This window comes from Cupriavidus sp. D384 (genome assembly GCF_001652915.1).
Taxonomy (GTDB): Bacteria; Pseudomonadota; Gammaproteobacteria; order Burkholderiales; family Burkholderiaceae; genus Cupriavidus.
In genome coordinates this window covers 216,081-240,998 of sequence record NZ_BBQI01000102.1, presented here as the reverse complement: position 1 = coordinate 240,998, position 24,918 = coordinate 216,081, and the positions used below count along the sequence as shown (strand labels likewise).

The window sequence follows — 24,918 nt, the reverse complement described above, 5'->3', positions numbered from 1 at the left end:
GTTGCGCCATCAATGCGACCGCATGCGCTGGGCCATGAACGCCTCGATCTGCGGCAGCGTCAGGTAGCCCGCGTGGTGCGTATCCATCTCGTCGAAGTGCCGCGCCACCATCGGCATCCCCGCTTGCGCCTGTTCGCGCGTCAGCTTGCCGTCACGCGTGGTATTGGCGTGGACAAAGCGCGTCTGCAACTGCGACAGCACCTGCTCGGTACGTTCCATGCGGCTTTCTCCGCCACCGCCCGCCAGGCCCTGCGCGCTGGCCCCTGCAGAAACAATACACAAGATCATTACCGTGATCATCTTCTTCATGATGCGACTCCGTTGGTTTGCCGGCGCCTGGCGTTCTGCCCCTGGCCGGTGAGTAAAAAAATCGTGGGTGCGACCATGGCCCGGTCAGGCGTAGTGCGCCGGCACCCAGACGCGGCCCACCCAGTGGCCCGGTACCAGGACGGCCACCCGAACCGGCGCCACATAAACCGGCGGGGCCACCACGACGGGTGCCACGCGCACCGGCGGGGGCGGCGTCACCACCACAGGTGCGGGCACCACGACCGGCGGCGGAGGCGGCGGCAGCACGGCCGGTCCCGGGGCGACCACCGCCACGGGTACGGGCGGCGGCACCACCACCGGGGCCGGTGCCACCACGGTGACAGGCGGAAGCGGCGCCACATGGACCGGCGTCGCGCCCACCACCACGGTGCTGCCAGTGCTGACAGTCGATCCGTGGTAGACGGTGCTGCCGCCGCCCGTGGTCACCACGCCCGGGGCCACGCGGGTGGCGCTCCCGGCATGGGTGACGCTGCCGCCATCGCTGTTGCTGACGGTGCCGGACCGGTCGCATGTGTTGCCGGCGCAGTTCGTCGCCGCCGCGTGGTTCCAGCTGTTGCCATTGCCGCCCGTCACGGTGCCCGACGAGTTGTACTGTCCCGGGCCGTCGCGCGTCACGCTGCCATTGGTACTGGCCGTGCGGCCGTTCGAGCCGGTCATGTCGCCGCTATGGCTGCAGGTGCCGCCCGTGCAGCTGGTGCTGCCGTCGTGCTGCACCGAACGACCGTTCGGTCCTGCCGCCGTACCGGTGTTCGAGAACTGGCCCGGTGCAGTGCGCGTCACGGTGCCGGTGTTGGTGGCCGTCCTGCCCCACGGGCCAACGGCCCCGCCTGCATGCGAGCAGCTGCCGCCGCCGCAGGACATGGCATGGCCGCCGCTGAACTCGCCGCGCGGCGTATAGGCGTTGAAATGACCTCCGTTCCAGGCGAAGGCCGAGGCATTGGCAAGCAGCATCAGCGATCCGGCTGCGGCGATCAGGAGGCGGTTGGCCATGGTGTGTGTCCTCTCGGTTCGATTCGTTTGACGCGCGGTGCCGCGTCGACGGGGTGAACTCTAGGATGCCGACCGGCGGCTGTCGCCCTGCCATTCATGTCGGGATATGTCATGCCGGGCTGGTGACATCGGGCGAAATAATTGGCCGGCGCAAGCGTTCCGCCACGTGCCCCATGCACATCGCAGGGCCCCGGTGTGCGATCATCGTGGCCTGTCCTGACTTCCGTCCCGCCGCCCCCACGCCATGCCCGAACGCATCAGCGAAGACATCACGTTCCGCAAGCTCGAAGCGCTGCTCGCGTTCATGGACACGGGCAACCTTGCCAAGGCCGCCGAGATGCTGGAAGTCAGCACCGTCAGCGTGCACCGGGCCCTGCATTCGCTGGAGGAAGGGCTGCGCTGCGCCCTGTTCCGCCACGAGGGCCGCAATCTGCTGCCCACCGAGGCGGCCCACGTGCTGGCCGATGTGGCGCGCGACGTGCTCAAGACCATGGCCGACGGCGTGCGCGTGACGCGCGAGGCCGCCGGCTATTCGGCCGACCAGCTCAAGATCGGCTCGCTTTATTCGCTGACGATCCGTACCGTGCCGCAGGTGGTGATCGGTATCAAGATGCGCCGCCCCGAACTGCAGACCGAACTGGTGCTGGGCTCCAACGCGGATCTGCTCAACAAGCTGCGCCAGGGCACCATCGACGCCACGCTGATGGGGCTGCCCGAGCCCAGCGCCGAAATCGAGTCGATTCCGATGTTCGAGGACGACATCTTCTTTGCCACGCCGGCCGATTCGCACTACGCCAGGCTGGCCGCGGTGGACCTGCGCCAGTGCCGCGACGAGCCGTTCGTGTCGCTGGGCGACGGATTCGTGACATCGAGCGGCTTTGCCGAGGCGTTCCGCATTGCCGACTTCACGCCCAACGTGGTGATGAAGGTGGGCGACATCTTCTCGCTGATGAACCTTGTGGGCGGCGGCATCGGCTACTCGCTGCTGCCCGGCCGCGTGCGCGACGTGTTCGCGCGCAACGTGGCCTTCGTGCCGCTGACCGCCGACTACGGCATGAAGCAGACCATCGGGCTCAGTTTCCTGCGCCGCCGCGAGCGCGACCCCAACCTGCTGGCGCTGGCGGCGGTCTGCCGCATGCTGACGCAGGCCGGCGGCCGCGCGCCCTGCTGATCAGCCGGATCAACCGCCCACAATCGCCTTGGTCGCCAGGAACAGCACCGACGGCCCCAGCAGGCAGCCCAGTCCGGTGTGGAACGTGGCAACCAGCGCGCCATAGGGCACCAGCCTGCGATCCGTGGCGGCCAGTCCGGCCGATACGCCGCTGACCGTGCCCGCCAGCCCGCCGAACACCATGGCGGCGCGCGGATTGTTCAGGCCCAGGAAGCCCGCCGCGAACGGCGTGCCCACCATCACGATGATGGCCTTGATCAGCCCGGTGGCAATCGACAGCGCAATCACATCCGAACTGGCACCAAGCGCCGCGCCGGTCACAGGGCCGACGATATAGGTCACCGCGCCGGCGCCGATGGTCGTCATGCTGACCGCGTCGCTGTAGCCGAACGCCCGCGCCACCACCGCGCCGACGATGAACGGCACCACGGTACCCAGCAGCAGCGACACGGCCCCCACCATGCCCGCCTTGCGGGCCTCGCGCACCTGCACCTCGAAGGCCGTGGCAACGATCGCGAAGTCGCGCAGCATGGCGCCGCCCATCAGGCCGATGCCCGAGAACAGCGCGAAATCGGCCAGGCCCTTTTCCTTGCCGGTGACCACGCCCCCGTAATAGGCCAGCGCCAGGCCGATCATGATGGCGATGGCCGACGCGTGCAGGCGCCCCTTCGTCAGCCTTTTCGAAATCTGGGAAGACACCCACATCACAATGCCGACGGTGGCAAAGGCCGTCACCAGGCCGTTGTGGAGCAGGACGTTGTCGAACATCATGGCCGGAGCAGCAATCGTCATGGCGGTCTCCTGGCTTATTGCGAAACGGCTTCGGCCGGCAGCGGCGGCAGCGGCTCGTGGTCGCCGGTGCGGCTGAGCAGCGCAATCAGGCAGGCACAGGCCGCCACGGCCAGGATGGCCGCCAGCACGGCCACCGGGCCACCGCGCAGCGCAGCCACCACGTTCTGCTGGGCAGCCATCGCCACCACCACGGGGATATACATCGCACCCCAGAAGCCCACGCCTGCCTCGGTCTCCTTCGGCATCAGGCCACGGTCGTGCAGGTAGAGCCGGATGAATATCAGCAGCAGCATGGCGATGCCCACCCCGCCCACATTCGACTTGACGCCGATGGCGGCGCCGAGCAGGTCGCCCAGGTACAGGCCCACCAGGTGGCAGATGGCCAGTAGCGCGGTTCCGTAGATGATCATGGTTGTCTCCAGTTGGTGTTGTCGTCGCCGCTTCCCCGGTGGGGCGGACATTTGCAGACAACTCTAGGAACGGTGGCGCGCCGCATCAATCAACCAGTGGCGCAGGATCGTTACGGTCCGGTTAATCGTTTGGTTACCCTCCGCTCAAGCGTTTAGTTACGCCCGCCGTAACGGTCCGTCGCCGACGTTGATTGTTCGCCCGCCGCCTCGTGGCCTATCGTTGCCGTAACGACCGCAGCACACCGGAGACGTCATGCTGAATCCGATACCGGAACGACAATGGGACACGCGCCGCACCGAAAAACGGCGCCGCCAGGACCTGGGCGCGAAGATCGCCACGGGCAAGGTGGTGCCCACCGGCGACATCGTGCGCTTTCTGGAGACCATCACCGCCCCCGGCGACCGCGTGGTACTGGAGGGCAACAACCAGAAACAGGCCGATTTCCTGTCGCGCGCGCTGGCCGAGGCCGATCCGTCGCGCGTGCATGACCTGCACATGATCATCCCGAGCGTGAGCCGGGTGGAACACCTGGACCTGTTCGAGCGCGGCATCGCCCGCAAGCTGGACTTCGCCTACGCGGGCGCCCAGAGCGTGCGGATCTCGCAGTTCCTGGAAGACGGCCTGCTCGAAGTGGGCGCCATCCATACCTATATCGAGCTGTACTCGCGGCTCTATGTCGACCTGACGCCTCAGATCGTGCTGACGGCCGGCTACAAGGCCGACCGCGACGGCAACCTGTACACGGGCCCCAGCACCGAGGATTCGCCGGCGCTGGTGGAAGCCGCCGCGTTCCGCGACGGTATCGTGATCGCCCAGGTCAACGAGATCGTCGACGACCCCGCCGACCTGCCGCGCGTGGATATTCCGGGCTCCTGGATCGACTACGTGGTGCAGTCCGACAAGCCGTTCTTCTGCGAACCGCTGTTCACGCGCGACCCGCGCCTGATCAAGCCGGTACACATCCTGATGGCGATGATGGCAATCCGCGGCATCTACGAGCGCCACAACGTGCAGTCGCTGAACCATGGCATCGGCTTCAACACCGCCGCCATCGAACTGATCCTGCCCACCTACGGCGAGCAGCTGGGCCTGAAGGGCAAGATCTGCAAGTACTGGACGCTCAATCCGCACCCGACGCTGATTCCGGCCATCGAATCGGGCTGGGTGGAAAGCGTGCACAGCTTTGGCAGCGAACTGGGCATGGAAGACTACGTGGCCGCCCGGCCCGACGTGTTCTTCACGGGCCGCGACGGCAGCATGCGTTCGAACCGCGCGCTGTGCCAGCTGGCCGGCCAGTACGCAGTGGACCTGTTTATCGGCTCCACGCTGCAGATCGATGGCGACGGGCATTCGTCCACGGTCACGCGCGGCCGGCTGTCCGGCTTCGGCGGCGCACCGAACATGGGCCACAACCCCGGCGGCCGCCGCCACGCCACGCCTGCCTGGCTGGACCTGATCGAGACCGACGATCCGCTGGCGCGTGGCCGCAAGCTCGTGGTGCAGATGGTGGAAACGTTCCAGGCCGGCGGCAAGCCGACCTTCGTGGAATCGATGGATGCCGTGCAGGTTGCCAGGGACAGCGGCATGCCGCTGGCGCCGGTCATGATCTACGGCGACGACGTCACGCATGTGCTGACCGAGGAAGGCATCGCCTACCTCTACAAGGCGCGCTCGCTGGAAGAGCGGCGCCGCATGATTGCCGCCGTGGCCGGCGTCACGCCGATCGGCATGCGGCACGATCCGGCCACCACGCGCCAGATGCGCAGCGACGGCCTGATCGCGCTGCCCGAAGACCTTGGCGTGCATCGCGCGCAGGCCACGCGCTCGCTGCTGGCCGCGCGCAGCATGGCCGACCTGGTGGAATGGTCGGGCGGCCTCTACAACCCGCCCGCCCGCTTCAGGAGCTGGTGATGGCGGCGCTGGCACCCCTCCCATCGGCCTCTTGTCGCAACTTCGCGCCGTCCGTCCTGGCCGCCGCCATCGGTGACCTGGCCGTCACGGTCCTGGTGGACGAAGCCACGCTGGCGCCCAAGCCCGGGCTGGTGGACGCGCGCGGCAACGGCGCCCATGCCGACATGTCGCTGTCGCTGATGATCGCTTCGGCGCACAGCCTGGCCGACAGCTTCACGGCCATGGCGCAGGCCGGACAGCAGGCGCGCCGCATCGACGTGGCGCTGCGCGAACGCCTTGGTGCGCTGGGCCGCGACGCCGAAGCCGCCATGCTGCGCGCCACGGGCGGCGTCAACACACATCGCGGCGCGATCTGGGCCCTGGGCCTGCTGGCCGGTGCGGCTGGCTGGCTGGGCAAGACGCGCGGCACCGTGCCCAACGCCAAGGCCATCGCGCAGATGGGCGCCGTGATCGCCCGCCTGCCCGACCGGCATCGCCCCGCCCACACCGGCAACAAGGGCGAACTGGCACGCGCCGCCTACGGCGTGGGCGGCGCGCGCGAACAGGCCGAAGCGGGCTTTCCGCACGTGATGGGCATCGGCCTGCCGATGCTGCGCGAGGCCCGCGCTCGCGGCGATGCCGAACCCACGGCACAGGTCAACACACTGCTGGCCATCATGGCGCGGCTTGACGATACCTGCGTGCTGGCACGCGCCGGCCGTGCCGGGCTGGCCGATGTGCAGGCCGGCGCCGAGGCGGTGCTTGACGCTGGCGGCATCGGCACGCTGGCCGGGCGCCGCCGCCTGCATGAACTCGAAGCGACGATGCAGGCGCGCCATGCATCGCCGGGCGGCAGCGCCGACCTGCTGGCCGCCACCCTCTTTCTTGATCGGCTTGGCGGGCTTCCGGCCGCGCCATCTGGAGAACACTGATGGAACAGCTCCGTTTCGAATACGCCGCCGGCGCCCCGGCCGCGCGCCGCGTGCTGGTGGGCGTGGTCGGGTCTGGCGACCTGGAAGTGATCATCGAGCCGGGCGAAGCCGGCAAGACGTCGATCGACGTCACCACATCGATCAACGGATACGGCCGTGTCTGGGATGCCCAGCTCAACCGCGTGTTCAGTGCCGAGCCGCGCGCCGCAATGAAGATCCGCATCCACGACTTCGGCGCCACACCCGGCGTGGTCGGCATGCGCCTGGCCGAAGCCTTCGAAGCGCTCGACAGCAAGGAGCCGACATGACCCGCGCCGTAATGCTCTCGCGCGAGAGCTTTGTCGAACTTGGCGCACGCGAACGTGCGCGCGCCCTGCTGGACCCCGGCACCTTCCGCGAGCTGGCCGGGCCTTTCGACGGCCTGACGTCGCCGTGGCTGGAACGCCAGGGCGTGGTGCCGCAAGGCGACGACGGCGTGATCGTTGCCAAGGGCCGGATCGACGGGCAGCCCGCCGTGGTGCTGGCCATCGAAGGCGCGTTCCAGGGTGGCAGCCTGGGCGAAGTGGGTGGTGCCAAGATTGCCGGTGCGCTGGAACTGGCCGCCGACGATAACCGCCGCGGCGTGCCCACGCGTGCCGTCATCCTGTTCGAAACCGGCGGCGTGCGCCTGCAGGAAGCCAACCTGGGCCTGGCCGCGATTGCCGAGATCCACGCCGGCATCGTCGACCTGCGCCGCTACCAGCCCGTGATCGGCGTGATTGCCGGCCAGGTGGGCTGCTTTGGCGGCATGTCGATTGCCGCCGGCCTGTGCAGCGCACTGGTGGTCACACGCGAGGCGCGCCTGGGCCTGAACGGCCCGGCCGTGATCGAACAGGAGGCCGGCGTGGGCGAATACGATTCGCGCGACCGCCCGTTCATCTGGGGCCTGACCGGCGGCGAGCAACGCCATGCCACAGGCCTGGCCGACCGCTATGTCGACGACGACGCGGCCGAGATCCGCGACGTGGTGGCCGAACTGGCAACCGCGCCCGTACAGGACACCGCGCGCAGCGAGCGTTACGCCGACTACCTGCAGCGCATCGCCACCTATACCGCCGGCGATGCCGTCCATCAACCGGACCCGGCCACCGTGCGCCGCCTCTATGGAGAACGTCAATGAGCGCCACGCCCGCACAAGCAGCACAAAGCGCCACCAGCCGCGGCGAAACCTGGCTGGCCGCCCTGGGCGGCAACGCCGCGCGGCTGCCCGGCTATCCCGCATCGGTCCAGGTGGCCGACGTGGAAACCGCTGGCCGTGCCGCGCGCCTGATTGCCGTGGTTCCCGACGCCGCCAGCCCGTTCCCGCGCGCCCGGCAGGGCGAAGTGGGACTGCTCGAAGGCTGGTCGCTGGCGCGCGCCGTGCATGAGGCCGTGGCCGCCGACCGCGACCGTCCGGTCAAGCGCGCCATCGTCGCCATCGTCGACACGCCCAGCCAGGCCTATGGCCGCCGCGAGGAGGCCTTCGGCATTCATCAGGCGCTTGCCAGTGCCGCCGCTGCGTATGCCACGGCGCGGCTGCAGGGTCATCCCGTGATCGCGCTGCTGGTGGGCAAGGCGATGTCGGGCGCCTTCCTGGCGCACGGCTATCAGGCCAACCGCATCCTGGCGCTGCGCGATCCGGGCGTACAGGTCCACGCGATGGGCAAGGAAGCCGCCGCCCGCATCACGCTGCGCAGTGTCGAAGACCTGGAGGCATTTGCCGCCACCGTGCCGCCAATGGCCTACGACCTCGACAACTACGCCACGCTGGGCCTGCTGTGGCGCACGATTGCCGTGCACGATGCCGCCGCGCCCAACGCGCAGGACCTGGCCGCCGTACAGGGCCAGCTTGCCGAGGCGCTGGCCGATATCGACGCCGACCCGCAACGCGACCTGCGCAGCCGCCTGCAGGGCGAAAACCGCGGCGCCACGCGCCAGGCCCGCGCGCTGCTGGCCAGCCAATGGCAGGACAAGGATTGACATGCGCCTTCGGCCGCACGACCTCATCTGGCTACGCGATCCCGCGGCGTTTATCGCCACGGGCCATGTGCCGGACTGGGCCGATGCGGACTGGCTCGCGCAGGCACCGCTGGTGGTGCGGCGCGACCGCGATATGGCCGGGCCTACCCCTGCGCGCATGCCGCGCATCCCGGTCGGCGTCCGGGGACGCAACCGCGCGCAGCGGCACGCCGGCTGGATCGATGCCGACCAGTGCGCCACCGTGGTCTCGCCATTCGATATCGCACGTGAGGGCTTCTGGCGCCTGCATCCGCGCCGCGACGAGATTCCCGCGCTGCACGCGCTGGACCCGCTTTCGCGCCAGCTTGGCGCATTGCCGCACCCGTGGGGTGTGACCGGCGCGGTGGGCTTTACGCTGGCCTCCGGCATCGACGTACTGCATCCCGGCAGCGATATCGACCTGCTGCTGGACGCCCCCGAACCGCTCTCGACCGCCACGCTGGCGGCGCTGCAATCACTGATCGATACCGATGGGGTGCGGCTCGATATCCAGGTGGCTACCCCGTACGGCGCCTTTGCGCTGCGCGAGCGGCTGCGCACGCAGGGCCGCGTGCTGCTGAAGACCGACACCGGCCCGGTGCTCTGCGAAGACCCCTGGCGCGCCCCATGCCAACCCTGCTGACCTTTCCCGGCCAGGGCGCGCAACGCCCCGGCATGCTCCACGCGCTGCCCGATCACCCGGCGGTGGCACGCACGCTGGCCGAAGCCAGCGAGGTGCTGGGCGCCAGCATCCTGCTGCACGACGATGCCGCGCATCTGGCTTCCACCGTCTCCGTGCAGATCTGCCTGCTCGTGGCCGGCGTCGCCAGCGCCCGCGCCCTGCTGGACGACGGCGCTGCCGCCGATGCCGTGGCCGGACTGTCGATCGGGGCCTACGCGGCGGCGGTCACGGCCGGCGTGTTGCCATTCGCCGATGCCGTGCGGCTGGTCGCGCAGCGCGGCGGGCTGATGGAGGCCGCCTATCCATCCGGTTATGGCATGACCGCGATCCTGGGGCTGGAGCAAGGGCCGCTGGAAGCCGTGGTCGCCACCGTGCACCGGTCCGGCATGCCGGTCCATATCGCCAACTACAACGCCGACACCCAGCTTGTGATTGCCGGATCGGACGCCGCGATGGCCCGCGTGGCCGAACTGGCACTGGCGGCAGGTGCCCGCACGGCGCAGCGGGTGGCAATTGCGGTGCCGTCGCACTGCACGCTGCTGGACGATGCCGCCGCGGCGCTGCAACGTGCGTTTGCCGACGTCCAGTGCCGGCGCCCGGCGCTGCGCTACTTCAGCGCCAGCGCCGCGCGCGAATTGCGCGACCCGGCCCGGATCGCCGAAGACCTCGCACGCAATATGGCACTGCCGGTGCGCTGGCATGAAACGATGCTGCTGGCACGCGCCTGCGACATGCGGCTCGCGGTGGAGATGCCGCCGGGCAACGTGCTGACGCGCCTGTGCCAGCCGCTGTTTCCACAGGCGGTGGCGCTGGCGGAAACGCGCGCGGACAGCGTGCGGCTGCTGATGGCGCGCGAGGCGGCGGATTGATCGCCCCTCCCTGCTGGCGGGAGAGGGGCGAAAACCAGCGCATCTACGTACGCGGCGTCTTCAGCGTGGCCTCCACCGCCTCCCTGAGCGCCTGCAGCAGCCGGCTGTCCTCGTCGGCCTTGCGCAGTACCAGCGACATCTGCAGCACCGGGGCGTCCGGCCCCAGGCGGATGCGGCGCACCGGATAGCGGTCGACCACGGTGGGGTCCATCAACTGCACCACCGACACCCCCAGGCCCGCACTGACCATCGCCACGATCGCCGTCACGCTGTCGAATTCCATCGCACTGCGCTTGTCCGGCAACAGCCCGCGGACATGGCGCGCGGCCATCGCACCCGACACGGTGGCCCGGTCATAGCGAATCCAGTCATAGCGCGCCAGCAGATCGGCCGGCGACTCGTTGCGTCCGCCAGCGTCGGGCGGGGCGATCAGCATCAGTTCGCGCGTCGCCACCGGATACCAGCGCAGGCTGGCTACGCGGCCCGACTCGGGGCGCGCCACGACGGCCGCGTCGAGCTGGCCGGCCTTGACCATCTCCATCAGCCCGGTGCTGCGGCCGCGCAGCGGCTTGACCGTCAGGCGCGGATAGCGCTCGCGCAGGTAGCGCAGCGTGCCCGGCAGCAGCACCGGCTGCATCGACTCGATCACCCCGAGCCGCACCACGCCCTCCACCGCCACGCTGGCCCGCCGGCGCAGCGTGTTCAGGTGCCGCAGCCCGCCTTCCATCGACGCGGCCACCTCGCGCGCCAGCGCATTGGGCCGCACCTGCAGGCCGGAACGGTCGAACAACGGCTGTCCCAGGTACTGCTCCAGCTGCTTCATCTGCATGCTGACCGCGCTTGGCGTCAGGTGCATGGTGGCCGCCGCCGCCGCGAACGACCCTTCCTCGATCACGGCCGCCAGCGTGGCGAAGGTTTCCAGCTTCATCAAGAATCCTTATGAAAGACGTCAAACAACGTCACTTTTTCTTGGTGCCGGGCAAGCATAGACTGGCTTCACGACGTCGCGCAAGGCTGCACAGCCCCCGCTCAAACCCAAGCCTGAACCGATAAAGAAGACGATTCCGATGCCTGCACAACGCCCCCAAGCCTGGCTCGCCGCCGATGCCCAGCGCGACACTTCCTGGATCGTGCGCCTGACCGCCGCCGACGTGACCAGCTTCGACAACGCCCTGGCGCATGCCAAGGCTGCCGGCAAGGCCCCGCTGGACATGACCCGCGACGACTTTCCGCTCGATGAGGGCGCCCGCCAGGCGCTGGCGCGAGCCGTGGACATCACGCAGGGCCGCTGGGGCATGTGCCTGGTCAAGGGCTTTCCGGTGGACCGCTGGAGCGAGGACGACACCCGCCTGGCCTACTGGGGCATGGGCCTGCATATGGGCGTGGCCCGCACGCAGAACCGCACCAGCGATTTCATGAACGATGTGCGCGACGTGGGCGCGGCCTACAAGACCACCAACGGCCGCGGCTACAACACCAATGCCGGGCTCGACTTCCATACCGATTCGGGCGACATCGTCGGCCTGATCTGCCGCCGCGCCGCCAAGTCGGGCGGCGAAAGCAAGGTGGTCAGTTCGATCGCCCTGCGCGATGCAGTGGCCCAGCGCCGCCCCGACCTGATTCCCGTGCTGCAGCAGCCGTTCTATTACAGCTACCAGGGTGCGCAGGACCCATCGCAGCCGCCCTATTACCCGCTGCCGATCCTGGGCAGCCACCCGTCGGCCTTTGCGTTCCGCATCAACCGCAAGAACGTGGTGGCCGCGCAGCGCGACTTTGACGACGTGCCGCGCCTGACCCAGGCGCAGACCGACGCACTGGACCTGCTCGACACGCTGCTGACCGACCCCGAACTCTGCTTCGCCATGCAGCTCGAACAAGGTGACATGCAGTTGCTGAACAACTACGTGACCGTGCATTCGCGCACCAACTTCGAGGATTACGAGGAATTCGACCGCAAGCGCCATCTGCTGCGCCTGTGGCTGGCCGTGCCCGGATCGCAGCCGCTGCCCGATGACTGGGCTGTCTATTTCACCGACGTGCGCGCCGGTGCCGTGCGTGGCGGCCTGCGGGGCAGCGCGCGCAGTGCCGCATTCGATGCCTTCGAGCAGCGCCAGGCCGCCACGCTGGGCATGCCGCTGATGCCCTGGCCGGCAGGCGCCGGAAATCGGGCCGCCGCCGGCACGGAGGCCGCCACCGCCTGATACCGCAACCAGACGGCCGGCGCCCTCCGGCCGCGACGTACCCCGCACGGCGTCCGCCTGACGAGGCGCCGGCCTCATAAAGAGAAACGGAGACAACCCATGCAACGACGCGACTTTCTGGCGCTGCTGTCCGCAGCGCTGGTGTTGCCCCCCGATCTTCACGCGGCCCCGTCCGTGACCAAGCTGCTGGTCGGCGCCACGCCCGGCGGCGGCACCGATATCGTCGCCCGCTCGCTGGCGGCCGACCTGGAGCAGCGCCTCAAGCATCCGTTCATCGTCGAGAACCGTGGCGGTGCGGCCGGCAATATCGCCGCCGTGGCCGTGGCAAAGGCCGAGCCCGATGGCGGCACGCTGCTGCTCAGCTACACCAGCCATGCCATCAACCCGGCACTGTTCGAGAAGAAGCCGTTCGATCCGATCAAGGACTTCACGCCGATCTCGCTGATTGCCAGTTCCCCGCTGATCCTGGTGGCGCGCCCCGGGCTGGAGGCGAACAACGTGCGCGAGCTGATCGCGCTTGCCAAGGCCAAACCCGGCAAGATCAGCCTGGCCGTGGCCGGCGTGGGCAGCGCCAACCACCTGGCCGGCGAGATGCTCAAGCACGAGGCCGGCATCGATATCGTCAGCGTGCCCTACAAGGGTGCCGGCCCCGCCGTGGCCGACGTGGTGGGCAGCCAGGCCGACCTGCTGCTGGGCAATGTCGCCACCGTGCAGCCGCTGCTGCAGGCCGGCAAGATCAAGGGCCTGGGCGTCAGCAGCCCGCAGCGGCTGCCGGCCTTTCCGAACCTGGCGCCGATTGCCGACGTGATCCCGAATTTCGACTACCGGTCGTGGTACGGCCTGCTTGGCCCGGCTGGCATGGCGCCCGAGACGGTAAAGGAACTGGAGGCCGCCGCCGCAGCGGCCGTGGCCTCGCCGGCCATGCGCAAGCGCCTGACCAGCGAAGGGCTCGACCCGGTTGGCAACAGCGCCGCGCAGTTCACCCAGTTCCTGCAGGGCGAGATCACGCGATGGGCCAAGGTGGTATCGGTGACGCACACGCGCCTGACCTGACGCGGCGCCACAGGCGCTGCCCTACGGCGCCTGTCTGCGGCGCGCAACTGCCCGTACGCAAGCGGGATGCACGCGCTGCCATCGCGGCCGTATGATGGGGGCTTCCGTCGCCCCCGCCCTTGCCGCCATGCCACTCGGGTATCTGCGCAGTCTGACCGCCCACCGCCGCAACCCGGTGTCCAACCGCCGGCTGGCACGGGTGCTCTGTTTCGTGGCGGGCGCCGCCAACGCGGGCGGCTTCCTGGCGGTGCATCAATACACCTCGCACATGTCCGGGGTGGTCTCCTCGATCGCCGATGAACTGGTGCTGCATCGCTACGGCATGGTGCTGAACGGCATTGGCGCGCTGGCGTCGTTTATCGGCGGCGCGGCCTGTTCGGCCATGCTGATCCACTGGGCACGCCGTGCGCGGCTGCGCAGCGAGTACGCCATTCCGCTGCTGTTCGAGGCATTGCTGCTGCTGGGCTTCGGCCTGCTCGGCACGCACCTGGACGACATGGAATGGCTGTTCGTGCCCGCCACGGTGATGCTGCTGTGCTTCATGATGGGGCTGCAGAATGCGCTGATCACCAAGCTGTCGAATGCCGAAATCCGGACCACGCACGTCACCGGCATGGTGACCGACATCGGCATCGAGCTTGGCAAGCTGTGCTACTGGAACGGCCTGGCACGCCCCGGCGCCCGCCCGGGGCCGGGCCCCGTGACGGCCGACCGGCAAAAGCTGCGGCTGCTGGCCGTGCTGGTGGGGCTGTTCTTCCTGGGCGGGCTGGTTGGCGCACAGGCCTTCAGTGCCATCGGCTATTCGGCCACCTTGCCGCTGGCCGCGCTGCTGCTGGTGGTGGCGATCATGCCGGTGGCCGACGACGTGCTGACGCGCGCCCTGCTGCGCGGGCACCGGCACCATCTGGTCAGGCGCGCGCGCCGCTGGGGCGCGCGGCGCCAGTTCATCGGGCCGCCGACACCACCTCGAGACTGATCAGGTTCGACACGTAGCGCCCCGCCTTGCCGTCATTGGGGATCACCAGCCGGGCCAACCCGTTGGTGGTCAGCGGCGTGCCGTTCATCGCATAGGCAACCCAGTGGCCGGGCGGGCCACGGCGCGCCGCATACCATGCACGCCTTCCCGCAAATTGCCTCTGGTCCGTCGTTATGTAATCGTGTATATAGCGATTAACGATGACAGAAGCCGGCCGGAAAGACAACGGGCCGCCACACGGAATCCCAACCAGGAATCGCGATGCAAGCTGCCGCTGCCGCCCTTGATGCCGTCTCCGCTGTAGACCCGAACGACCCCTACTTCACCAAGCACACCCACTATTCCGACTGCATCGAGATCCGGGGCGATCTGCCGGGCGTTCGCCGCTTCGACCGCGACGCGCTGCTGGCCCTGCCGCGCACATCGGCCGGCCCGGCCACGATCGAGTGCTTCACGGGCCGCCATATCCGCGACGTGCACGAGCAGCGCGGCGTGCTGCTGACCGATCTGCTCGACTTGGCCGGCATGAAGGGCCTGCCGCGCGCGCAATGCAAGCAGCTGGTCATCGCGGTGCATGCCGCGGACGGCTATGTGTGCCTGTTCACCTGGCACGAGCTGTACAACTCGCCGATCGGGCGCGGGGCGATGCTGGTGGTGGAGCAGGATGGCGAAGTCCTGCCGGCCCCCGGTGGCGGCGTGCAGTTGACCTCGCTGGAAGACCTGCGGCTGGGGCCGCGCAGTGCCGTGGCGGTCAAGGCCATCGAAGTGCGGCGCTGGGCGGCCGCGCCGCGATAAGGCTGCGGCCGGGAGAAAGCCGGGCCTGCTACAGCGGCTCGGATTGCGCCGTCTCCACGGCGGTGCGGATGCCGGCGGCCAGCCGCATCAGCCGGGGCGCCAGTTCGCGCGCCATTTCCGCGACCGATGCGCGGGTGGACAGGCTGACGTTCAGCACATGCACGGGATAGTGTTCAAGCGCCAGCGGCGCCGAGATCGCCACCACCTCGGGCTGCCAGCTGGCCGCGCACCAGCCGTGCTGGCGCACATGCGCCACTGCCGCCTCGATCTCGGCCCGCAGTGCAGGCCAGTGCGCGGCGCGACCCGGGGCATGCCCCGACGCATGGCCGGAAAACGCCGCCATGCGCGCCACATATTCGGCCTCGGGGGCCGCCGCCAGCCATGCGCGTCCAAGCGACGTCTGCGCCATCGGCACGCGCTGCCCCGCCACCACGCTGCGCAGCGACGCCTTGCGGCCATGGCGGATCGATTCGAGGTACACCATTTCATCGCGGTCGGCCATCGCCAGGCCCACGTTCAGGTGTTCGGCCTGCGCCAGTTCGCGCATCATCGGCGCGGCCAGCTGCAGTACCGTCGACCCGCTGCGCATGGCGTGGGCCAGGCTCAGCACCGGCACGCCCAGCCGGTAGGCACGCAGCGCCGGGTCGTACTGGAGAAATCCCGTGTCGACCAGGCTTTGCGTCAGGCGGCTGACCGTGGAGCGCGCCAGTCCGGTGCGCTCGGCCAGTTCGCCGTTGCCAAGCACTTCCGACCCCGGCCGAAACGCGCGAAGGATCTCGATGCCGCGCTCCAGCGACCGGTTTGCCAGCAGGTTGGCCGGGCGGCCGCGCGCCCGGCGCTGCGCATCCTGCGCATCCACCGGCTCAGCCCGCCTGGCGTGCCAGCCAGTCCAGCAGCAAGGCGTTGACGGCGTCGTGTGCCTCGTATTGGACCCAATGCCCGGCGCCATCGATCACCACGCCCTGGCGATGTGGACGGCCATCGACCAGCGCCGCCAGCACGGCGGCAGGGTCGGCCGTCACATCATGCTCGCCATAGGCGATCAGCACCGGGCGGCCGGCCTGGGCCTGGAACCTGTCCAGTGCAGCGGCCAGCCCCCCTGCGCGCGAAATCTGTTTGCTGCGGAAGCGTGTGTGCCGGCACGACTCGGTGTAGGCCAGCAGCGCCAGCGCATCGATCCTGTCCGGGTCCGCGATCATGAACGCCGCCACGTTGTGGTGCATCGCCTCGGCCAGCGCGGCCGCATCGCCAGCGCGCCGCCAGTCCACCAGGTTGATGGTCTGGCGCCGCACGCCGCCGTGACCGCCCGGCCCCAGCAGCGCCAGGCTGCGCACGTTGGGCAACGCGCTGGCCAGGTACGACGCGGTCAGGCCGCCGAAGGAAAAACCGACCAGGTCGACCGCGCCCTGCACCGGCAGTTGCGCGAAACCGGCGGCCACCGTAGCCACCAGCGTCGACATCTCGCCATCGGCCGGATCGCCCGAGGCGCCAAAGCCCGGCAGGTCGGGGACCCAGACCGTATGCCGCGCGGCCAGCGCCTCGATATTGCGCGCCCAGTGCAGCCAGCTGCCGTGGCCGCCATGCACCAGCAGCACATCTGGTCCCGAGCCGAAGCGGCGCCACACGATGCGGCATCCGCCGACTTCGGTGGTATGGATATGCCCGTGCTGCGTCAGCCCGTGCACGAACCCGGCTGCCTGGCGCACGTCCGTCGTGCCCGACGCTGCCAGGTTGTCGATCGATTCCGCTTCACTGGCGGCCACTTCCGTCATCCTGCGCTCTCCTGTCCGTTACGCGCCGAGCACCGCCACGCCGTCCGCCGCGCGAACCCCCTGGCCCGCCGGCAGCACGAAGACCGGGTTGATCTCGGCTTCCACCAGACGCGGCCCCAATGCGGCCGCCATCCGCGAAAACGCCACGATAGCATCGACCAGCGCATCGACGTCGGCTTTTGGCCGTCCCCGGTAGCCGTCCAGCAGCGGCCAGGTCTTCAGCTCGCGCACCATCGACAGCGCTTCGGCAGGGGTCAGCCCCCCTGACTCGGGCAGCAGCCGCAATGTGGTGTCCTGGAACAGTTCGGCAGTGACACCGCCCATGCCGAGCAGGATCGCCGTGCCCAATGCATCACGATGGGTGCCCAGGATCAGTTCGACGCCACCGCCCACCATTTCCTGCACCACAAAGCGGTCGGGCGCGTGGCCGGTATGGCGGCGCACATCGTCGGTCATCGCCTCCAGCCGGGCGCCGATGGTCTCGGGCGTCACGTTGACAGCCACGCCGCCGACATCGCTCTTGTGCGTGACCGATGCCGACAGGATCTTGAGCACCACGCGCCCGCCAAGCTCGCGCGCCGCCGCTGCGGCGCCCGCCGCGTCATGCACCACCGTCTCGCGCACGCCGGGCACGCCAAAGCGCGCAAACAATTGCTTGGCCGCGTGTTCGTCCAGCGAGCCTGACGGCAGGCTGCCCGGATCGACAGTGGCGTGCGACGCATCGGGCGCCACCGCCGGCCGCTCGCCAGCCGCCAGCATCGCCGCAAAGGCCACCGCGCAGCTTTCGGGCGCGCTGAAGGCGGGCACCCCGCGCTGGTTCAGCACCGCCGCCACCTGCGGTGCATGCGGGCTCACGTACGCCAGCACCGGCTTGTCGCTCTCGGGCAGGCAATCGTTGATGGCGTCGGCCATCAGGCCGGGCATGGCAAGGCCGGACGAGCCGACGATGATCGTCACGGCGTCGTAGCTGGGGCTGTCCAGCAGCGCGCGAATCGCGCCGCGCAGCAGGTCCGGCTGCAGGCCGGCCAGTGTGACGTCGATTGGATTGCGATCCAGCGCGGCGTGATCCCCCTTCTGCAGCGCGCGCAGCCGTTCGGCTGTCCGGGCGTCGGGCGCGGGCGTCTCGAAGCCCGACACCCCCAGGCTGTCGGACACCAATGTGCCGGCCCCGCCGGTGGACGTCAGCACGGCGATACGCCGGCCATGCAGCACGCGCCCCGTGGCAAGCGCCGCCGGAATGTCGATCAGGTCAGAGAACGTCTGCGCGCGGATCACGCCAACCTGGCGGAACAGTGCGTCGTACATGCGGTCGGCGCCGGCCATGGCCCCGGTGTGCGACACCGCCGCGCGGGCACCGGCCTCGGAGCGGCCGATCTTGAATGCCACCACCGGCTTGCCAGCGGCCGCTGCCTTCAACGCCGCCGCGCGGAAGCGCTCGACGTTGCGCACGCTCTCCACGTACAGCGCAATCACGCGCGTGGCCGGATCGTCGGCCAGGTAGTCGATGAAATCGGCCAGTTCCAGATCGGCCTCGTTGCTGGTCGACACCAGCTTGGACAACCCGATGCCGCGCGCCGCGGCCCGCGACAGCAGCGCGCCCAGGATGCCGCCGCTCTGCGACACCACGCCGATGCTGCCCGCCGGGAAATGGTCCATGGCGAGCGCACCGCTGGCCGACAGCGGAATGTTGTCGGTCAGGTTGACCAGCCCGATCGTGTTCGGCCCCAGCAGGCGCATGCTGCCCGCGGCCTCCACCAGCTCGGCCTGGCGCCGGGCGCCCACGTCGCCGGTTTCCGTATAGCCGCTGGCCAGCACGATGGCCGCGCCGGTGCCCCGTTCGGCCAGTTCGCGCACGGCCTGGTGCGCGCGCTCGGCACCCAGCAGCACGATACCCACGTCGGGCACCTGGGGCAGCGAGCCGATATCGGGATAGCAGCGGATGCCGTCGATGGCATCGACCTTCGGATTGACCGGATAGATCTCGCCGGCAAAGCCGTGCCGGGTCAGGTACGACACCGGGCGGCCGGCTGTCTTGTTCGGATCGGCGGACGCGCCAATCACGGCCACGCTGCGCGGTTTGACGAGCCGGGCGATGGCGGAAGGATGTGCTGCCATGATGCTCAACCCTTGTTGGCGGTCTTGGCCAGGAACGCCAGGACCGATTCGCGGTGTTCGCTGCTGGTGTAGCAGATGCCCTGTGCCTGGCTGCCCTGCGCAAACACCTGGTCGGCCGTCAGCTCGAAGGACTGGTTCAGGATCGACTTGCCCAGCCCCAGCGCCGTGGCCGAGCCGTGCGACATCTCCGCCGCCCAGGCCACCGCTTCATCGACCAGCGCTTCGGGCGACGAGCTGAGCCGGTCGGCGATGCCAAGCTGCAGGGCCTCGCCGGCCTCCACCTTGCGGCCGCCGAAGATCAGCTGCTTGGCCTGGGCCAGGCCCACGCGGCGCGGCAGGAAGTACATGCCGCCGCCATCGGGAATCAGGCCGCGATGGATATACGACCACGTGAAGCTGGCTGCCGACGACGCGATCACGAGATCGCAGGCCATCGCCAGATCGGCACCCAGGCCGTTGGCACCGCCGTTGACCGCGGCAATCACGGGCTTGGGCATGTTGTGCAGCAGGGCCACCGAATGATGCACGCGCTGCTGGCGCGTCCAGCCATTGAAGCCGACCTCGCCCGGCGGCGCGTCCATGCGGCGCTGCATCCCGGCCACGTCGCCGCCCGCGCAGAAGCCTTTGCCGCTGCCGGTCAGCACCAGCGCGCGGATCTTGCGGTCGGCGGTCACGCGCTCCAGCGCGTCGATCAGTTCGGTGCGCATGTCGTCGCTGATGGCGTTGCGCTTCTCCGGGCGGTTCAGGGTCAGCACGGCCACGCCATTGCGCACTTCGAGCTGGATCAGGGTGTATTGGGTCATGGTGAATGGGGAGTGATATTCGATGTGACGTTCGGGGGCTCAGTTCAGCGTGATGCGGGCGTCCTTGACGACCTTGCTCCAGCGCGTTTCTTCGCCGTGGACGTAGCGCCCGAACTCGTCCGGCGTGCCCGGGCTGACGATCAGCCCTTCGGCGTCGGCACGCTTGCGGAATGCTTCGGCGGTGACGGCCTTCCTGGCGGCCGCGTTGAGCCGCGCCACCACGGCCGGCGGGGTGCCGGCGGGCGCGAACAGGCCGTACCAGCTTTCCGCCGCGTAACCGGGCACGCCGCTTTCGGCAATCGTCGGCACCTTCGCCAGGTCCGGGCTGGTCGAGCGCTGCGAGGTGGTCACGCCCAGCGCGCGCAGCTTGCCGGCTTCGAGCAGGTTGCCCACGGCCGAGGCGGTGGCGAACATCATGTCCACCTGTCCGCCCAGCAGGTCGGTAATGGCCGGGCCGGCGCCCTTGTACGGGATGTGGTTCAGGTCGACCTTGGCGAGGCTCTTGAACAGTTCGCCGGCCAGATGTGCCGATGTACCGGGGCCTTGCGATGCAAACGAGATGGCGCCCGGCCTGGCCCTGGCGGCGGCGATCACATCGCGCACCGACTTGTACGGGCTGTCGGCGCGCACCACGAGCACGTTCGGAGAACGGCCCACCAGCATCACTGGCGTGAACGCCTTCTCGGTGTCGTAGGGCAGCCTGGGCTGCAGGCTGGGGTTGACGGCATGGGCAAACGTGGCCATCACGAGCGTGTAGCCGTCCGCCGCACTCTTGGCGACGTTGTCCGTGCCGATGATGGTGCCGCCACCGGGCTTGTTGTCGATCACCACGGGCTGGCCGAGGTCCTGCGCCATGGCGACGCCCATCGCGCGGGAAATCAGGTCGGTGCCGCCGCCGGGCGAGAACGGCACGACGATGCGGATGGGCTTGTCAGGATAGGCGGCGTGCGCCGGCGCGGCGGCGGCGTCCAGTGCGGCCATCGCCGCGAAAGGAAAGACCAGCGCGGCCAGGCGGCGCGCGGCGCGGATTGCTGCGGTTGCCAAGGTTGTCTCCTGTCGTTTTCGTATGACAGGAGGTTAGGCCGATGGCCCGGCTGGCGCAGCCGGTTAATTCCGCCACATGGAAATGACGGAAGATCGTCTCCCCGCTCCCGCCGTGCGGTACAGGGGAGACAACCAGCGCCAGGCGACTAGACCGCCGACGCTTCCTTGCCCTGCTTCACCTTGGCATCGAGCACCGGCGGCGCGGTGACGATCGACGTCAGCGCGGGCTCGGCAGGCTTGAGCGCGGCCAGGTCCGGCAGCGGGCGGCGCAGCGACGGAATGGCCGCAAACGCCTGCTCCATCGCGTACGAGACGCCCAGTGTCTCGTGGTCCTTGCGGAAGCCGCCCACGATCTGCAGGCCGAACGGCATGCCCGCGTGATCGCGGCCGCATGGCAGCGACAGCGCCGGATGCGTGGTCAGCGTCACCACGTAGGTCAGCGACAGCCAGCGGTAGTAGTTCTCCTGGCGCACGCCGTTGATCGATTCGGCGTAGAGCGACGTCCACGGGAACGGCGACACCGGCGTGGTCGGCGACAGGATCACGTCGTAGTCGCGATACAGCTGCTGGAACCCCTGCAGGATGCGCGTCTGCTCGGCCTGCGCCCAGGCGCTGTCCACCAGCGACATCCGGGCGCCCATCTCGTAGTTGGCCCGCGTGTTCGGGCCCAGCTTCGACGGATCGCGCTCGTAGGCGTCGCGCATGCCGGCCACGAAGCTCTCCGCACGCAGCACGTCGAAGCAGCGGTGCGCTTCGCCCAGGTCGATATCGATGGCGTCGCAGGTGCGGAACAGGTGGCGCATCGCGGCGATCTTCTCGCGGAACGTGCGGCGGATGCCGTCGTCGACATCGCAGCAGCCAAAGTCCTCGGTGTACGCCACGCGCAGGCTGCCCAGGTCCACCGGCATCGGCGTCAGGAACGACAGCGGATCGAGCGGATAGGTCAGCGGATCGCCCGCCGACACCCCGGCCGACGCGGCCAGTTGCAGGCAGGCATCGGCCACGGTGCGGCCCATCGGCCCCACCACCGAAATCGGCGTCCAGCCCAGCAGCTTGCGCGAACTCGGCACCACGCCCGGCGACGGCCGGAAGCCCACCACGCCGCACTTGGCGGCCGGGATGCGCAGCGAGCCACCGGTGTCGGAGCCCGTGCAGACCGGCAGCAGGTCTGCCGCCAGCGCCGCCGCCGAGCCGCCCGACGACCCGCCCGCATTGAGGTTCGGATTGAACGGATTGCCCGTGGCGCCCCAGACGTCGTTGCGCGAATTGGCGCCAGCGCCCATCTCGGGGATGTTGGTCTTGCCGGCCACGATGGCACCGGCCGCACGCAGGCGCGCCACCAGCACGTTGTCTTCGGCCGGCACATTGTCGCGATACAGCGGCGAGCCATAGGTGGTCAGCAGCCCGGCGGTGGCCTCCAGGTCCTTCACGCCGAGCGGCAGGCCGTGCAGCAGGCCCAGCGGCTTGCCATCCAGCACGGCACGTTCGGCCGCGCGGGCCTCGTCGCGGGCGCGGTCGAAGCAGGTGGCCGTCACTGCGTTCAGGAACGGGTTCACCTGTTCGATCTGCGCGATGCAGGCATCCAGCAACTCGACCGGCGAGATTTCCTTGCTGCCGATCATGCGCCGCAACTCGGTGGCGGGGCGCGCCACCAGCGTCTTCTGTGCTTCGTTCACTGCTGTCTCCAGAGACCTTCTCAATCGGCCGTAATATTCGCACGCTGCGCCGTGGCGCGCATCAGCGGCAGTTCCTTGCTGATCAGTGCCGACACCGCCGCGCCGTTGCCGTCCAGCGGTTCGAAGCCGGCGTTGGTCAGCGCCTTGCGGGTGTCGGGATCGGCCATCACTTCGGCCAGCGCCTTTTCCAGCTTCTGCTTGACGTCGGCCGGCAGGCCGCGCGGCGCCACCAGCGCCAGCCAGGTATCGGCATCGATGCCGGGATAGCCGGCCTCTGCGGCCGTGGGCACGTCAGGCAGCAGCGTGGAGCGCTTGGCCGTGGTCACGGCGATGGCCTTGACCTTGCCCGACTTCACCTGCGGGATCGCGGCGGCCACGGTATCCACCGTGAACGGGATCTGTCCGCCGATCAGGTCGGTCATGGCCGGTGCGCTGCCCTTGTACGGCACATGCAGCAGCTTCACGCCGGCCAGGTTGAACAGCATCTCGCCCGCAAACTGGGCCGTGGTGCCGCTGCCGAACGATCCGTACGTCAGCTTGCCCGGCTGCGCCTTGGCGGCGGCCACGAGCTGCTTCAGGTTGCTGACGGGCTGGTCCTTGTTGGCAAGCAGGATCAGGCCGGTGCGGCCCGCAAACCCGATCGGCTCGAAGCTCTTCACGGGGTCGTACGGCAGCTTGGCGTGGATGGCCGGGTTCACCGTGAACGTGGTGCCCGAACTGGCCAGCAGCGTATAGCCGTCCGGCGCGGCCTTGGCAACGTAGCTGGCGCCGACGATGGTGCCGGCACCCGGGCGATTGTCGACCACCACGGTCTGGCCAAGCTTGTCGCCAAGCTTCTTGCCGACCAGGCGGCCGATCACGTCGGTGGCACCACCCGGCGGGAATGGAATCACAAGCTGGATCGGCTTGGACGGAAAGGTGTCCGCAAACGCCAGCGAGGCACCGGCTGCGAGGCTGCACGCGACAGCGGCGTGGGCGATTCGGGAAGGCAAACGGGTCATGATGAAGCTCCGCAACGATGCAATCGAAAGATTCGGATTCGGGTCAGGGGACAAGTCAGGCGGCCAGCGCCGCCCCGCGCTCGGCAAAGCGCGCGTATTCCTCGGGGGGCACGAACAGGCCGCCGGTGGTCCACACCAGATGGGTGGCATTGACCATCGCGCCATCGAGCTTGTGCTGCGCCAGGTAGGCGCGGCCGGCTTCGGTGCCGGTCAGCATGGCCGGGCCGCTGAAGCCCGCGGCGGCCGACGGCTCGATACGCAGGCCTTCGGCCTCACGTACGCGATGGAGATTGGCGAACAGCGTGTCGTCGGCCACGGTGCAGACGCCGGCCAGCAGCGGGCGCATGGCCTGCGCGGCCAGTTCCGACGCCTGCGGCACGGCCAGCCCGTCGGCCTCGGTCCGGTTGGTCAGGCCCACGTCGTACACCGACGCGCCCGGCGCCAGCATTTCCACCAGGAAGCACGGCGACTGCGTGGGCTCCACAAACACCGGATGCACGTGCGGGCCATAGAGCTGGCGCAGGCCGAACGCGATGCCGGCCGGCGCACCGCCCACGCCGCAGGGCAGGTAGACGAACAGCGGGTGCGCGGCATCGACCCGTACGTCCGCATCGGCCAGTTGGTCGTGCAGGTGCAGCGCGGCGGCGCTGTAGCCCAGCATCAGCGACAGCGACCGCTCATCGTCGACAAAATAACTGTACGGGTCGGCATCGGCCTCGCACCGGCCAGCCGCCACGGCGGCCGCGTAGTCGCCCGTATGCTCGACCACGGCCACGCCGCGCGCCCGCAGGCGGGCCTTCTTCCATTCCTTGGCATCGGCCGACATATGGACGGCGGCCCGGAATCCCAGCGCCGACGCCATCACGCCGATGCTCAAGCCGAGGTTGCCGGTGGAACCCACGGCCACCTGGTAGCGGCCGAACAGCTCGCGCGCCGGGGCTTCGGCCAGCACGCCGTAGTCGGCGTCGCGCGTCACCAGGCCGTGCTCCAGCGCCAGCGATTCGGCAAACTCCAGCACTTCGTGAATACCGCCGCGCGCCTTGATGGAGCCCGCTACGGGCAGGCTGTGATCGGCCTTGATCCAGAGCGCGCCGGCCGAGGAAGGCATATCCAGCGCACGCTGCATGGCGGGGGCAGGCAGCAGATCCGATTCGATCCGGCCCGCGCTGCCCTGCAGTTCGGGAAACAGCCGCGCCAGCAGTGGCGCGAACCTGTCAAAGCGCGCCCGGGCGGCCTTCACATCAGCTAGACTAATGCCGCACCCGTCCACGACGGTCGTTACGGCGGCTGCGTCGCTGCGGTCGGGGTTGCCCCAGAAGACCGGGCGAGCGGCCTGCAGATCGGCGAGCAGTTGTTGCGGCAGTGCGGAAAAATCGGTCGGCATGAAGCAATGGAAGCG

The 24,918-nt window shown here is 69.3% G+C and carries 24 protein-coding genes and 1 pseudogene; 12 read left to right on the top strand and 13 right to left on the bottom strand.

Translation table 11 applies throughout. The features are described 5' to 3' along the window. Nucleotides 1-9: 9 nt before the first annotated feature. A complete protein-coding gene (locus tag A9J21_RS27130; RefSeq protein WP_066741137.1) occupies nucleotides 10-309 on the bottom strand; it encodes a hypothetical protein in 300 nt (99 codons plus the stop codon). 84 nt (nucleotides 310-393) lie between these two features. After that, nucleotides 394-1,320 carry a hypothetical protein gene (locus A9J21_RS27125; protein WP_066741136.1) on the bottom strand — a complete coding sequence of 309 codons (927 nt, stop codon included), beginning with the start codon at nucleotides 1,318-1,320 and terminating at the stop codon, nucleotides 394-396. Between the two features lie 244 nt (nucleotides 1,321-1,564). Between A9J21_RS27125 and A9J21_RS27120 the strand changes: the two genes are divergently transcribed. Next, on the top strand, nucleotides 1,565-2,491 hold the full coding sequence (locus A9J21_RS27120; RefSeq protein WP_066741135.1) for a LysR family transcriptional regulator: 927 nt from the start codon (nucleotides 1,565-1,567) through the stop codon (nucleotides 2,489-2,491). A 9-nt stretch (nucleotides 2,492-2,500) separates the two neighbouring features. Here A9J21_RS27120 and madM read toward each other — a convergent pair whose 3' ends face one another. Beyond that, the gene (gene madM / locus A9J21_RS27115) at nucleotides 2,501-3,283 is read right to left on the bottom strand and encodes a malonate transporter subunit MadM (protein ID WP_197497577.1); all 783 of its coding nucleotides are present in this window, start codon (nucleotides 3,281-3,283) and stop codon (nucleotides 2,501-2,503) included. Nucleotides 3,284-3,297: 14 nt separating this feature from the next. After that, nucleotides 3,298-3,693, bottom strand: coding sequence for a malonate transporter subunit MadL (gene madL / locus A9J21_RS27110; protein ID WP_066741134.1), 396 nt, complete (start codon nucleotides 3,691-3,693; stop codon nucleotides 3,298-3,300). A gap of 253 nt (nucleotides 3,694-3,946) precedes the next feature. Between madL and mdcA the strand changes: the two genes are divergently transcribed. From mdcA to mdcH, 7 genes are read left to right on the top strand one after another with little or no spacing between them, the layout of a single operon-like run. Beyond that, nucleotides 3,947-5,605 (top strand): malonate decarboxylase subunit alpha, encoded by a 1,659-nt coding sequence (mdcA, locus tag A9J21_RS27105; protein WP_066741133.1) that lies wholly within the window; start codon nucleotides 3,947-3,949, stop codon nucleotides 5,603-5,605. Then, the gene (locus A9J21_RS27100) at nucleotides 5,605-6,516 is read left to right on the top strand and encodes a triphosphoribosyl-dephospho-CoA synthase (protein WP_066741132.1); all 912 of its coding nucleotides are present in this window, start codon (nucleotides 5,605-5,607) and stop codon (nucleotides 6,514-6,516) included. The genes mdcA and A9J21_RS27100 overlap by 1 nt, the downstream gene beginning before the upstream one ends. Continuing rightward, entirely contained in the window at nucleotides 6,516-6,824 is a 309-nt protein-coding gene (locus A9J21_RS27095) for a malonate decarboxylase subunit delta (protein ID WP_066741130.1), read from the top strand. Before A9J21_RS27100 ends, A9J21_RS27095 begins: the two co-directional genes overlap by 1 nt. Further along, entirely contained in the window at nucleotides 6,821-7,675 is an 855-nt protein-coding gene (locus A9J21_RS27090) for a biotin-independent malonate decarboxylase subunit beta (protein WP_066741128.1), read from the top strand. Before A9J21_RS27095 ends, A9J21_RS27090 begins: the two co-directional genes overlap by 4 nt. Continuing rightward, nucleotides 7,672-8,514 (top strand): biotin-independent malonate decarboxylase subunit gamma, encoded by an 843-nt coding sequence (gene mdcE / locus A9J21_RS27085; protein ID WP_066741126.1) that lies wholly within the window; start codon nucleotides 7,672-7,674, stop codon nucleotides 8,512-8,514. Before A9J21_RS27090 ends, mdcE begins: the two co-directional genes overlap by 4 nt. Before the next feature lies 1 nt (nucleotide 8,515). Next, on the top strand, nucleotides 8,516-9,175 hold the full coding sequence (locus A9J21_RS27080; protein ID WP_066741124.1) for a malonate decarboxylase holo-ACP synthase: 660 nt from the start codon (nucleotides 8,516-8,518) through the stop codon (nucleotides 9,173-9,175). Further along, on the top strand, nucleotides 9,160-10,083 hold the full coding sequence (gene mdcH, locus A9J21_RS27075; protein WP_066741122.1) for a malonate decarboxylase subunit epsilon: 924 nt from the start codon (nucleotides 9,160-9,162) through the stop codon (nucleotides 10,081-10,083). The genes A9J21_RS27080 and mdcH overlap by 16 nt, the downstream gene beginning before the upstream one ends. A gap of 43 nt (nucleotides 10,084-10,126) precedes the next feature. Here the strand turns inward: mdcH and A9J21_RS27070 are convergent, their stop codons facing one another. Beyond that, nucleotides 10,127-11,011, bottom strand: coding sequence for a LysR family transcriptional regulator (locus A9J21_RS27070; protein WP_066741121.1), 885 nt, complete (start codon nucleotides 11,009-11,011; stop codon nucleotides 10,127-10,129). Between the two features lie 139 nt (nucleotides 11,012-11,150). Between A9J21_RS27070 and A9J21_RS27065 the strand changes: the two genes are divergently transcribed. From A9J21_RS27065 to A9J21_RS27050, 4 genes and pseudogenes are all read left to right on the top strand, one after another. Beyond that, nucleotides 11,151-12,284 (top strand): TauD/TfdA family dioxygenase, encoded by a 1,134-nt coding sequence (locus A9J21_RS27065; RefSeq protein ID WP_066741119.1) that lies wholly within the window; start codon nucleotides 11,151-11,153, stop codon nucleotides 12,282-12,284. 99 nt (nucleotides 12,285-12,383) lie between these two features. Next, entirely contained in the window at nucleotides 12,384-13,337 is a 954-nt protein-coding gene (locus A9J21_RS27060) for a tripartite tricarboxylate transporter substrate binding protein (protein ID WP_066741117.1), read from the top strand. Between the two features lie 127 nt (nucleotides 13,338-13,464). Continuing rightward, nucleotides 13,465-14,265: pseudogene (locus tag A9J21_RS27055) on the top strand (YoaK family protein); the annotation flags it as partial. Between the two features lie 309 nt (nucleotides 14,266-14,574). Further along, nucleotides 14,575-15,108 carry a hypothetical protein gene (locus tag A9J21_RS27050; protein ID WP_066741113.1) on the top strand — a complete coding sequence of 178 codons (534 nt, stop codon included), beginning with the start codon at nucleotides 14,575-14,577 and terminating at the stop codon, nucleotides 15,106-15,108. A gap of 28 nt (nucleotides 15,109-15,136) precedes the next feature. Here the strand turns inward: A9J21_RS27050 and A9J21_RS27045 are convergent, their stop codons facing one another. The 8 genes from A9J21_RS27045 to A9J21_RS27010 form a co-directional block, all read right to left on the bottom strand. Continuing rightward, the gene (locus A9J21_RS27045) at nucleotides 15,137-15,967 is read right to left on the bottom strand and encodes an IclR family transcriptional regulator (RefSeq protein WP_066741112.1); all 831 of its coding nucleotides are present in this window, start codon (nucleotides 15,965-15,967) and stop codon (nucleotides 15,137-15,139) included. Nucleotides 15,968-15,971: 4 nt separating this feature from the next. Then, nucleotides 15,972-16,880 carry an alpha/beta fold hydrolase gene (locus tag A9J21_RS27040; RefSeq protein WP_082926631.1) on the bottom strand — a complete coding sequence of 303 codons (909 nt, stop codon included), beginning with the start codon at nucleotides 16,878-16,880 and terminating at the stop codon, nucleotides 15,972-15,974. A gap of 18 nt (nucleotides 16,881-16,898) precedes the next feature. Then, complete coding sequence (locus tag A9J21_RS27035) at nucleotides 16,899-18,995, bottom strand: acetate--CoA ligase family protein (protein ID WP_066741246.1); 2,097 nt, start codon at nucleotides 18,993-18,995, stop codon at nucleotides 16,899-16,901. A gap of 5 nt (nucleotides 18,996-19,000) precedes the next feature. After that, nucleotides 19,001-19,798, bottom strand: coding sequence for an enoyl-CoA hydratase/isomerase family protein (locus A9J21_RS27030; RefSeq protein ID WP_066741111.1), 798 nt, complete (start codon nucleotides 19,796-19,798; stop codon nucleotides 19,001-19,003). A 39-nt stretch (nucleotides 19,799-19,837) separates the two neighbouring features. Further along, nucleotides 19,838-20,779, bottom strand: coding sequence for a tripartite tricarboxylate transporter substrate binding protein (locus tag A9J21_RS27025; protein ID WP_066741244.1), 942 nt, complete (start codon nucleotides 20,777-20,779; stop codon nucleotides 19,838-19,840). A 209-nt stretch (nucleotides 20,780-20,988) separates the two neighbouring features. Then, nucleotides 20,989-22,464: an amidase gene (locus A9J21_RS27020; RefSeq protein ID WP_066741243.1), complete on the bottom strand. Its 1,476-nt coding sequence runs from the start codon at nucleotides 22,462-22,464 to the stop codon at nucleotides 20,989-20,991. Nucleotides 22,465-22,538: 74 nt separating this feature from the next. Next, entirely contained in the window at nucleotides 22,539-23,519 is a 981-nt protein-coding gene (locus A9J21_RS27015) for a tripartite tricarboxylate transporter substrate binding protein (protein ID WP_066741110.1), read from the bottom strand. 55 nt (nucleotides 23,520-23,574) lie between these two features. Further along, the gene (locus tag A9J21_RS27010) at nucleotides 23,575-24,903 is read right to left on the bottom strand and encodes a D-serine ammonia-lyase (RefSeq protein WP_066741108.1); all 1,329 of its coding nucleotides are present in this window, start codon (nucleotides 24,901-24,903) and stop codon (nucleotides 23,575-23,577) included. Between the last annotated feature and the right edge of the window lie 15 nt (nucleotides 24,904-24,918).

What these genes read in the sequence shown, in the direction of transcription:
- A9J21_RS27035 (WP_066741246.1), bottom strand. Translation starts at nt 18,995, where the DNA reads ATGGCAGCACATCCTTCCGCCATCGCCCGGCTCGTCAAACCGCGCAGC.
- madM (WP_197497577.1), bottom strand. Translation starts at nt 3,283, where the DNA reads ATGACGATTGCTGCTCCGGCCATGATGTTCGACAACGTCCTGCTCCAC.
- A9J21_RS27070 (WP_066741121.1), bottom strand. Translation starts at nt 11,011, where the DNA reads ATGAAGCTGGAAACCTTCGCCACGCTGGCGGCCGTGATCGAGGAAGGG.
- mdcH (WP_066741122.1), top strand. Translation starts at nt 9,160, where the DNA reads ATGCCAACCCTGCTGACCTTTCCCGGCCAGGGCGCGCAACGCCCCGGC.
- A9J21_RS27130 (WP_066741137.1), bottom strand. Translation starts at nt 309, where the DNA reads ATGAAGAAGATGATCACGGTAATGATCTTGTGTATTGTTTCTGCAGGG.
- A9J21_RS27040 (WP_082926631.1), bottom strand. Translation starts at nt 16,880, where the DNA reads ATGACGGAAGTGGCCGCCAGTGAAGCGGAATCGATCGACAACCTGGCA.
- mdcE (WP_066741126.1), top strand. Translation starts at nt 7,672, where the DNA reads ATGAGCGCCACGCCCGCACAAGCAGCACAAAGCGCCACCAGCCGCGGC.
- A9J21_RS27100 (WP_066741132.1), top strand. Translation starts at nt 5,605, where the DNA reads ATGGCGGCGCTGGCACCCCTCCCATCGGCCTCTTGTCGCAACTTCGCG.
- A9J21_RS27090 (WP_066741128.1), top strand. Translation starts at nt 6,821, where the DNA reads ATGACCCGCGCCGTAATGCTCTCGCGCGAGAGCTTTGTCGAACTTGGC.
- A9J21_RS27050 (WP_066741113.1), top strand. Translation starts at nt 14,575, where the DNA reads ATGCAAGCTGCCGCTGCCGCCCTTGATGCCGTCTCCGCTGTAGACCCG.
- A9J21_RS27030 (WP_066741111.1), bottom strand. Translation starts at nt 19,798, where the DNA reads ATGACCCAATACACCCTGATCCAGCTCGAAGTGCGCAATGGCGTGGCC.
- A9J21_RS27065 (WP_066741119.1), top strand. Translation starts at nt 11,151, where the DNA reads ATGCCTGCACAACGCCCCCAAGCCTGGCTCGCCGCCGATGCCCAGCGC.
- A9J21_RS27020 (WP_066741243.1), bottom strand. Translation starts at nt 22,464, where the DNA reads ATGATCGGCAGCAAGGAAATCTCGCCGGTCGAGTTGCTGGATGCCTGC.
- A9J21_RS27125 (WP_066741136.1), bottom strand. Translation starts at nt 1,320, where the DNA reads ATGGCCAACCGCCTCCTGATCGCCGCAGCCGGATCGCTGATGCTGCTT.
- madL (WP_066741134.1), bottom strand. Translation starts at nt 3,693, where the DNA reads ATGATCATCTACGGAACCGCGCTACTGGCCATCTGCCACCTGGTGGGC.
- A9J21_RS27095 (WP_066741130.1), top strand. Translation starts at nt 6,516, where the DNA reads ATGGAACAGCTCCGTTTCGAATACGCCGCCGGCGCCCCGGCCGCGCGC.
- A9J21_RS27025 (WP_066741244.1), bottom strand. Translation starts at nt 20,779, where the DNA reads ATGGCCGCACTGGACGCCGCCGCCGCGCCGGCGCACGCCGCCTATCCT.
- A9J21_RS27120 (WP_066741135.1), top strand. Translation starts at nt 1,565, where the DNA reads ATGCCCGAACGCATCAGCGAAGACATCACGTTCCGCAAGCTCGAAGCG.
- A9J21_RS27010 (WP_066741108.1), bottom strand. Translation starts at nt 24,903, where the DNA reads ATGCCGACCGATTTTTCCGCACTGCCGCAACAACTGCTCGCCGATCTG.
- A9J21_RS27015 (WP_066741110.1), bottom strand. Translation starts at nt 23,519, where the DNA reads ATGACCCGTTTGCCTTCCCGAATCGCCCACGCCGCTGTCGCGTGCAGC.
- A9J21_RS27080 (WP_066741124.1), top strand. Translation starts at nt 8,516, where the DNA reads ATGCGCCTTCGGCCGCACGACCTCATCTGGCTACGCGATCCCGCGGCG.
- mdcA (WP_066741133.1), top strand. Translation starts at nt 3,947, where the DNA reads ATGCTGAATCCGATACCGGAACGACAATGGGACACGCGCCGCACCGAA.
- A9J21_RS27060 (WP_066741117.1), top strand. Translation starts at nt 12,384, where the DNA reads ATGCAACGACGCGACTTTCTGGCGCTGCTGTCCGCAGCGCTGGTGTTG.